At 38.2% G+C, this 10,148-nt stretch carries 6 protein-coding genes; 5 read left to right on the plus strand and 1 reads right to left on the minus strand.

What is annotated here, in order from left to right:
- Position 1: 1 nt before the first annotated feature.
- A complete protein-coding gene (locus EV142_RS03900; protein WP_132032885.1) occupies positions 2-1,150 on the minus strand; it encodes a DNA polymerase III subunit in 1,149 nt (382 codons plus the stop codon).
- Positions 1,151-1,585: 435 nt separating this feature from the next.
- On the opposite strand from EV142_RS03900, the gene EV142_RS03905 reads away from it, so the two are divergent.
- From EV142_RS03905 to EV142_RS03925, 5 genes are all read left to right on the plus strand, one after another.
- A complete protein-coding gene (locus EV142_RS03905; RefSeq protein ID WP_127338039.1) occupies positions 1,586-2,038 on the plus strand; it encodes a hypothetical protein in 453 nt (150 codons plus the stop codon).
- Between the two features lie 181 nt (positions 2,039-2,219).
- Positions 2,220-3,512 carry a hypothetical protein gene (locus EV142_RS03910; RefSeq protein WP_132032886.1) on the plus strand — a complete coding sequence of 431 codons (1,293 nt, stop codon included), beginning with the start codon at positions 2,220-2,222 and terminating at the stop codon, positions 3,510-3,512.
- Positions 3,513-3,614: 102 nt separating this feature from the next.
- Complete coding sequence (locus EV142_RS03915) at positions 3,615-4,028, plus strand: hypothetical protein (RefSeq protein WP_132032888.1); 414 nt, start codon at positions 3,615-3,617, stop codon at positions 4,026-4,028.
- Positions 4,025-5,485 (plus strand): gliding motility protein SprC, encoded by a 1,461-nt coding sequence (gene sprC / locus EV142_RS03920; RefSeq protein ID WP_132032890.1) that lies wholly within the window; start codon positions 4,025-4,027, stop codon positions 5,483-5,485. The genes EV142_RS03915 and sprC overlap by 4 nt, the downstream gene beginning before the upstream one ends.
- Before the next feature lies 1 nt (position 5,486).
- Positions 5,487-10,052 carry a PorP/SprF family type IX secretion system membrane protein gene (locus EV142_RS03925; RefSeq protein WP_132032892.1) on the plus strand — a complete coding sequence of 1,522 codons (4,566 nt, stop codon included), beginning with the start codon at positions 5,487-5,489 and terminating at the stop codon, positions 10,050-10,052.
- Positions 10,053-10,148: the final 96 nt, after the last annotated feature.

A 10,148-nucleotide genomic window follows, 5' to 3' on the forward strand; every position in this document is an offset into this window, starting at 1 on the left:
ATTATTTTTTATGAATTAAACGTGTGAGTTTTATGGATAAATCTGTCAAAATTATTTTTGCATTTCCGTTTCTTTCAATATGATACATTGCCTCTGAAAGTTCCTTAAAAATGTCGTGTATATTATTTCCGTTTACAAAAGGTGCAAAATTTTCGAGTTTAAATTTATCTACTTTCGGTTCAATATAAACAAGACTCGGTGCCTCATAATTTAATAGCAATGCCTGTCGGAACATTTCAATACAATACTGAATGAATTTTTTCTGGCTTTCTCGGCCAAGTGAAGCAATTTCTTCGCTCCAGGAAATTAAATCCTGAATGGCTGCTGCATTTCCTTTTGCCCGAAATGCCGCACGAACCCAATTGACAAACCATTGTTCAAAAGGATATTCGGAATCATCTTCTTTTAAAAGGGAAAGAGCTTTGTTAAAGTTTCCCTGTGCCTGATGTGCAATCTTTAAAGCTATATTCCGATCGATATTCTCCTGGGATACCAAAGCTTCTGCAATTACTTTCTCAGGTAAGCCATTAAAATGAATCACCTGGCAACGGGAACGTATGGTTTGAATTATATCTTCTTCATTTTCAGAGATCAGAATAAAAATTGTTTTGTCTGATGGTTCTTCCAGCAGTTTTAACAATTTATTGGATGCGGCGATGTTCATTTTATCCGCCATCCAGATAATCATAATTTTGTAACCGCCTTCATAGGATTTTAACGAAAGTGATTTTAAAACTTCCTGGGCATCTTCGACCCTGATTTCACCTTGTTTATTCTGAACCCCCAGTACTTTATACCAGTCGAATAAACCTCCGTAAGGCATTTCCTGAATAAATGTTCTCCAGTCCTGAATGAAATCCAGACTTTTTGGTTTTGTCTTTACATCTTCGGTGGTTACCGTAGGATAAATGAAATGAAGATCGGGATGCGAAATGTTTTGGAACTTGAGATTGCAGGAATCATTTCCGTTTGAGTTTTCATCGCCTGTATTGCTGCACAAAATATATTGAGCGTAGGCAATAGCAGTTGATAATGTGCCACTTCCTTCTGGTCCGACAAATAATTGTGCGTGCGGAATCCTTCCGGAAGATGCACTTTTTATCAAGTGACTTTTGATGTAATCCTGACCTAAAATTTGAGAAAATTGCATGAAGCAAAGATAGAAGAAAATGATGTAGTCAAAAATTTTCGGAATAAAGATTAATTATGAACCCGTTTTTTATTTCAAAAAACTAATTTTTTGGCAAAATGTTTATTTTTTTTCCGTCATGTTTTGGTAATACTGAGTCGCCTTTGATGAGATATTAAGACTTTTTTGTTAATAGTTTTTACAAAATTATTGAAAACATGTCTTTTTTTTATCTACAATAATGCGTAAAGGCCCTGTTAAATTAGTCCGTTTCTTACAAGAAAAAATTTTAACAAAATTAACAAAAAACTCGGCAAAAGGCATATTTTCTCGTTATATGACCTTTTTTTACGGTAATCTGAAACTCATTTTTTCAAAAAAAAAAACATTAAAGTTGCGATTTAACATAATTTATATATTTTTGTTTTCATCAACAACCAATTTTAAATAGAATTTATGAAAGGGAAAATTATTTTTTTTAGTTTATTTTTTATCTTGACAACTGCAGCAGCGTCTGCACAGGCTAAAAACGCTCCAAGAAGTATTATTAGTACAACAGCACTTATTCGTAAATACCACGATCAAAAAGAATTGAGCGGTATGCAGAAAGGTGAACTTTTGGAACTGTACATTGAGCGCATTAAAGTATTAGTTAAAACTCTCCCTTACATCGCTTTGGTTACCAAACCAGGCGTTACTATGGCAGACTTAGGTATTCCGGACGACAGTGAGCACAAGAAAGTGTTAGATGCTCAGGCAGTTGGAACATCTACATTTTTGGATACTACAGTAGAATTCCAAAGAAAGATGATGCCATACTCTGATAAAGGAAACCTTATCGCAGCTATTTTATTTTACGAAAGCACATTGAAATCATTACACGAGTTCAACGAATTGAACGAAATGTAATTTAAAAAAATATTTTAAAACCTTTTCTGAACTCTTTACGTAAGTGTATTTGATTTTAGAAAAGATTAAAAATAGCAACTCGTTCCCGGAGCTTCTGTATACAATCAGAAAATTCGGGATGAGTTTTTATCATATTACGCATATGCATCCCAAATTTATTATTAACCTAATACACCTTGTCATGAAAAAAATTACTCAAATCATCTGCATCTTTTTGACAGTAGCCAGTATGAGTGCTCAACAAGAGAAAGGAATCATGGGCTACAACAATTGGCTAAATAACTGGACGGAATTTAAGCCTAACAAAGTAGACTATGGAGAAGCAAATCAAATTTTAGCAGGAAATATTTCTGTTAATACTAAATTGATGAAAAGGAATATTTATGTTTTGCAAGGAAACGTTTATGTTACTAACAATGCAGTTTTAACTATTGAGCCTGGAACACTAATTATTGGTGATTTCGAAACTAAAGGAACATTGGTAGTTACAAAAGGTGCACAAATTATTGCAGACGGTTTAGAGACTGACCCAATCGTATTCACTTCAAACCGTAGCCTGAAAAAAGCAGGAGACTGGGGAGGAGTTGTGATTCTTGGTGATGCTCCAATTAATAAATTTGGAAATGTTGGTTCTTATAACCTTGATCTTGATCCTACATTAACTACTTATGGTGGTGATAATGTTGCAGGTAATTCAGGAATCCTTAGATTCGTAAGAATTGAATTTGCAGGTAAAAAAGTAAAAGGAATGGAATCATTCAACGGATTAACTGTTGCAGGTGTTGGAAACAAAACAATACTTGAAAACGTAATGGTTAGTTATTCCGGAGGTGACTCATTTGCTTTCTTTGGCGGAGATTTAAATGCTACGAAATTAGTGTCTTATAAATCTATCAACGATGATTTTAAATTCACTCAGGGAGTTCAATGTCGTTTGTATAACTCATTGGCTGTAAGATCTTCTTACTTATCAAGTAACAAAGACGGATCTCGTTGTCTGGAAGTAAAAACATACGAAAAGAAAAACGAAACAGACTTTACTAAAAAAACTACTTTAGTTGTTGCTTCTAATATTACAATGCTTAACGATAGCGAAAACATTAAAGCTGATATTCAGTCAGGTTTGGTAAAAGAAGCTATTTACATTGCAGAAACTGCTTCACTTGAAATGAAACGCAGCGTTATCTCAGGTTTCAATCCTGCTGTATTATTAGACAGCAAAACAGAAATCAACGATGCCAGTCTTAAAAAAATCAAATTTGAAGAAATGTATTTCAACCTATGTAACGGAAATATCTTTACAGAATACAATTCAAACAATGAAGATTTAGAGAGCTGGTATGGAAACAGCGTTTTCTTTAACGTTTATTCTCAAAGTGATAACAAGGAAACATTCATTGATATTTTCAATCCTAAGAAACCAGATTTCAGATTACAATTAGGAAAAATTACAGCTTCTAGCGGAAACAGATAGATAGACTTAGATTTTTATTTCAGAGCGTAAATTTTATTAATAAAGTCCCCAGACACAATTTATGTATTCGTCTTAAACCGGACAAATAAAGATCAAAACAGAATGACACCAACGATAAAAAAATATTTTATTAGTATAATATTTTTGGTTTCGCCGGTAACATTAAGTCTATATGCACAAAGTACAATAGAAAAGCCTGTTTTTTCTGTTACAACTCCTTGTAAATCGACTTCGTGTACCCTGAACCAAAAGAATGATATAGCTGATGTACGTATCGGCGAATTAGATAATTCTAATCAGTTTATAGCAGGGCTATCCATCCCCAAGGATAGCCTTACTATGGCAACTGATTCAGATTGTCAGACCACTTCTAAATGCGATGAATCAGCCATTACAGGTTCTTATTCAGTTCTTGCAAAAGACATAATTGAGAACTATAAATACGATTTTTCAGAGACATTTATTGATATTTTGTTTTTTGAAAATATAGACTTAGCCCGAAAACGTACTATATGATTCAAAAAACTACTCTAACTTTTACCAAATTTTTTCTTTTATTTGGCATTTTTTTATTTGCTGGATCTAGTTTATACGCCCAAAAAGTAACACCTGAAATTCTTGCTTTCGACAGAATTTGTGCCGGTATTACCAGTCAGACGTACAAGGCTACATTTACCTACAGCAGCTTCCCGGCGGGTACTACATTTGTGGTTGAACTTTCAGATAAAACAGGAAGTTTTACTACACCTACGCCTGTTACAGGAACGCCTGTAGATGATGCACCGGATAAACAGACCATCACTTTTTCGATTCCACCAAACATTGTGGGATCGGATACTTATGCCTTAAGAGTGAAAAGTTCAGGAGGATATGTAAGCCCTACATTTTTCTCTTCAACAGCCAAAAAGTTATTCCCTATTTATTATAAAATACACGATAAACAATACACCATTAATAATTTTAATGGCTCCGCTACTTTCTGTTCAGGGGGTAGTTATGTATTGTCTATAGATCCTGATTCTACAAATCCGGAAAATGATTCACCCTTAAAATATCCTTCTTTATCGTATAACTGGTACAAGGATAATGGTGCTACAACACCACCAACGCTTATGGCGGGTAATTCAGGGCCTAATTATACAGCTACTGCGGCAGGTACATATTATGTCGAAACGAATTACGGAAGCTGTACTTCTCTTTCTTATTCAAACCGTGTTGTGCTAACTTCTTCCGGTGCAGGTTCTTCAGTAACGATCACTTCAAGTTTAGGCAATCCTTTTTGTGCTGACGGAGTTGGAACTGTATTGACCGCTACAGCTGGAAACAGCTATGTTTGGAAAAAGGATAATGTCCTTATTCCAGGAGCAACAACCCGTAGTATAAATGCAAATGAATCCGGAGTTTACAGTGTTGCCGTAGATTTTGGCGGATGTATAGCTACAGGAAGTATAGATTTGGAAAGCACCAGCTTTACGGCAAGTATTGACGTTGCAGATCAATATGAACTTAAAGACGGGGAGACCTTGAGCGTTTCGATTACAACAGATGCCACAAACCCTACATACGAATGGTATTTAAATAACAATATTATTCAGGGTGCGACTTCAGCAACTTATTTAGTAGCGGTAAGAGGAAGCTACAGAGCAAAAGTTTCGGTTTCTTCGGGTTGTACCTCTACCAAAGAATTTTCGTTTAGAATTACTTCTGAACTGGATGCTGTTACATCAGTAATTCCAAACATAGTAAGTCTTAAAAATCCGTATTGGAATATCCCGGATATTTACAAAACGGCAAGTACAAAAGTTATCATATTAAGTTCAAACGGAGAAGTGATGTTTGACGATGTTGGAAGTAATTACGATCCCGAACTTAATACGTTTATAAAAGATTTTAAAAATGTTAATCCAGTATATTACTATGTCATTCAATCCGACACAGGTGAAAAAAAAGGATCAATCACTGTGATAAAATAATATGAAGAAAATTTTACTATTCATAACTTTATTTTACGGTTTTTCAAATGTACTCTATTCACAGGAAGTTCCTGAGGATGGAGTTGTTTCGTTTTCGTTACCTATCAGAAATTCATTAAAGTTTAATAGATATCTAATCAATCCAACATTTAGTTTCGTACGCGAACAAAATGCATATATAAGTTTTTATAATAAAAGACAATGGACTCAGTTTGAAAATGCACCCAATAGCTATTTGTTCGGTTATTCAGGGCGTTTCAGAGAGAATGAAGCTTTTGCTTTCGGACTATTTCAACAGAATTACGGCTTAATGACGGTGTTTGGCGGAGTCGCTAACTTTGCTCATAATATCGTTTTACAGGAGGACAGTAATTTGACTTTTGGTCTGAATGTGGGCGCTTACAAAAGCAGTCTGGATAAGGGTAAAATCATATCGGATGATGCAAGTTTGAATGTTGACTATCCGGGAAACACTTTGCTTACAGTAAATCCGGGTATTAATTACGGTACTGCTTTCCTTGATTTCGGATTGTCTGTAAATAATTTAATCCTTTACAATTTTGGTTCAGGAGTAGTAAAAGAAGATCCCGAAAGAGCTATCGAATTGCATGCTATGTACACGGGTTATATAGATTCTTACGGTTTTTTCGACAGGAGTAAATTCTCCGGAATCGTTAAAACAGAAATCAAACAAGACAAAACCGTTATTTCGGGATTGGCTATGGTTGCAATTCCAAAAGGCGTTTGGGCACAGGCCGGATACAATACCTTATATGGAGTTTCAGCCGGACTTGGTGTTAATATCTCACCAAGCATTGCTATTGAATACAACTATGAAAGAGGAATGGGTAATTTCTCTAATTTAGGAGGTTCTCATGAATTCGCTATTGCTTACAAATTCAAGAATAAAAATTACTATTATGGTGATGACGAAGAAGGTTCCCTAATGGATCCTGCTAAAGCAAAACCGGTAATAGCTAAAAAGACGACTGCTGCTGCTCCCGTTACGAGAGTTAGCGGAGCTGAAAAAGCAAAGCTGGCTGCTGATGCCAAGGCAAAAGCCGATGCAGAAGCACAACAAGCAAGACTTGCAGCCGCCGAAAAAGTGAAGGCTGACGCCGAAGCCGCGGCAAGAGCAAGATTAGAAGCAGATGCAAAAGCTAAAGCAGATGCCGAAGCCTTAAAAATAAGACTGGCTGCAGATGCAAAAGCGAAAGCTGATGCTCAGGCTGCTGCGAGAATAAAATTAGCTGAAAGTAAAACTACAGCCAAACCTGCTACAACTCCAAAAACACAAGCACAATTAGCTGCAGATAAAGCGAAAGCCGATGCAGAAGCTGCTGCGAAAGCGAGATTAGCAGCTGCGAGAGCAAAAGCCGATGCTGAAGGTACAGCAAAACCAAAAACAGCAACACCTGCTGAGCCGCAAAAAACACCAGCACAATTGGCTGCTGATAAAGCGAAAGCCGATGCGGAAGCTGCTGCAAAAGCAAGACTTGCTGCGGATACAAAAGCGAAAGCCGATGCAGAAGCGTTGAAAATAAAACTCGCCGCAGATGCTAAAACGAAAGCTGATGCTGCAGAGGCGAAACGCAAAGCCGATGCGAAAGCGAAAGCTGAAGCTGCCGATTTACAGTCGATCTTAGCCGCAGATGCGAAAGCGAAAGCTGATTCTGATGCACTTCAGGCCCGAATTGCTGCAGAAACGAAAGCAAAAGCTGCTGCTACCACAAAAACAAAAACAAGTATTGATGCAGCAAATAAGGCAAAACTTGCAGCGGATGCGAAAGCTAAAGCAGCAGAGGATGCAGCCCTGAAAGAGAAACTTGCTGCTGATGCCAAAACGAAAGCAGACGCAGAAGCAAGACAAGCAAGACTTGCAGCCGATGCAAAAGCAAAAGCGGATGCAGAAGCACTGAAAATAAAATTAGCGGCCGATGCTAAGGCAAAAGCCGATGCAGAAGCTTTACAAGCAAGATTAGCTGCGGAAGCCAAAACAAAAGCCGACGCAGAAGCAATACAAGCCAAATTAGCAGCGGATGCCAAAGCGAAAGCGGATGCAGAAGCACTACAGGCAAAATTAGTTGCCGATGCCAAAGCGAAAGCCGATGCAGAAGCTTTACAGGCAAGATTAGCTGCAGAAGCCAAAACAAAAGCCGACGCAGAAGCACTACAAGCGAAATTAGCAGCAGATGCCAAAGCGAAAGCGGATGCAGAAGCGCTACAGGCAAAATTAGTTGCCGATGCCAAAGCAAAAGCCGATGCAGAAGCTTTAAAAGCGAGATTAGCAGCGGAAGCCAAAACAAAAGCCGACGCAGAAGCACTACAAGCGAAATTAGCAGCGGATGCCAAAGCGAAAGCCGATGCAGAAGCCTTACAAGCGAAATTAGCAGCCGATGCCAAAGCGAAAGCCGACGCAGAAGCACTACAAGCGAAATTAGCAGCGGATGCAGAAGCCTTACAAGCGAAATTAGCAGCAGACGCCAAAGCGAAAGCCGACGCAGAAGCACTACAAGCGAAATTAGCAGCCGATGCTAAAGCGAAAGCCGATGCAGAAGCCTTACAAGCGAAATTAGCAGCCGATGCCAAAGCGAAAGCCGATGCAGAAGCGATACAAGCAAAATTAGCAGCCGATGCCAAAGCAAAAGCTGATATGGAAGCCTTACAAGCAAAATTAATTGCTGACGCAAGAGTAAAAGCGGATGCGGAAGCAACTGCAAAAAGACAAGCAGAAGCTGAAGCTCAAAAATTACAAGTAGCAGAGGAAGAGCGCCAGGCAAAACTAGCAGCGGATGCCAAAGCGAAAGCGGATGCAGAAGCTATACAAGCGAAATTAGCAGCCGATGCCAAAGCGAAAGCGGATGCAGAAGCCTTACAAGCAAAACTAGCAGCCGATGCCAAAGCAAAAGCCGACGCAGAAGCCTTACAAGCAAAACTAGCAGCTGATGCCAAAGCGAAAGCAGATGCAGAAGCTATACAAGCAAAACTAGCAGCCGATGCCAAAGCGAAAGCAGACGCAGAAGCCTTACCCAAAGCGAAAGCAGATGCAGAAGCATTACAAGCAAAACTAGCAGCCGATGCCAAAGCGAAAGCAGATGCAGAAGCATTACAAGCAAAACTAGCAGCCGATGCCAAAGCGAAAGCTGATGGAGAAGCGCTACAAGCTAAGTTAGCAGCCGATGCCAAAGCGAAAGCGGATGCAGAAGCCTTACAAGCAAAACTAGCAGCAGATGCCAAAGCGAAAGCTGATGGAGAAGCGTTACAAGCTAAGTTAGCAGCCGATGCCAAAGCGAAAGCGGATGCAGAAGCCTTACAAGCGAAACTAGCAGCCGATGCCAAAGCAAAAGCTGATGGAGAAGCTTTACAAGCAAAACTAGCTGCTGATGCTAAAGCCAAAGCTGATGCAGAAGCCTTACAAGCTAAGTTAGCAGCAGATGCCAAAGCGAAAGCAGACGCAGAAGCTTTACAAGCAAAACTAGCAGCTGATTCTAAAGCCAAAGCGAATATGGAAGCTGAGCAGGCTAAGTTATTAGCAGATGCAAGAGCGAAAGCAGATGCAGAAGCAAATGAAAAATTAAAAGCGGAACAAGAAACAGAACAATTACGATTAGCAGAGGAAGCACGTGAAGCAAAATTATTAGCCGATGCCAAAGCAAAAGCCGATGCAGATGCTCTTGCAAGAACTGCTTCATTAGCTAAAGATGATACAGCAAAAGCAATCGATAATCTGGCACAATCACTAGATGCATCAGGAAAAGCGCAAAATGATTTATTGGCGCAGTTTAAAGCAACAGTAGCAAACAAACAAAAAGACCTGGATGATTTAAAAGAAGAGAACGACTTAAGTGATAAAGGTATTTATAAAGAACCAAAACCGTTCAAAAGTGTAGCTGCTGAAAACAGTCAGATTGAAGCTTTAAAATTACAGATGGCCGAAGCCAATAAAATTCAAAAAGATGAGATTGCGAAACTGACTAATTTATATAACGAAAGACTTAAAAAAGTACCAAATAAAAATGATGCTTTAAACAAAGCTTATCTGGAGAAAATAAATCAGTTGAAAGCGGCTCAGCTTAAAATGGAAGAAGATGGTGCAGCTTTACTTGCCAATTTAGAGCGTATTAAAGCAGAAACTGAAATAGAGAAAAGACGTAGAATCAAGCAGGCAGCATACGAAAATGATCAGGGAAGATATGCACAGGATATAGCTGCTCTTAAACGTATTAAGGAAACGACTAAACCAAGTAGTACACCTTTAACGGCAAGTGATTTTGATTTTGGTGAAGACCAGTCAAATATGCAGATTATCAAGAATATTAAAAATTCTGAAAGTGGTTACTATTTGATTGTTGCGGTACACAGCAGTGTTGAAAAGAGAGATGAGTTCTTAACTAAGGCAGTTGCTGCGGGTGTTACGAATATTAATTTCTTCTATAATGTAACGACAAGTAAATATTACATCTATTACGATAAATTCGATGGATTATCTGAGGCTCAGGAAGCATTAGGAGCTAAAGGTAAAAAGCCATATAACGGGAAAATGGCTATCGTAAAAGTGGAGAATTAATACAATTAAGATTAAAGAGTTTCGTCCTTCTTAATTTTTAAGAAGGACATAATAATAAATATTTTAGAATACTAATAATTTTATTTTCTAATGCCC

It is taken from the genome of Flavobacterium circumlabens, from assembly GCF_004345565.1.
In the GTDB taxonomy this organism is placed as follows: domain Bacteria; phylum Bacteroidota; class Bacteroidia; order Flavobacteriales; family Flavobacteriaceae; genus Flavobacterium; species Flavobacterium circumlabens.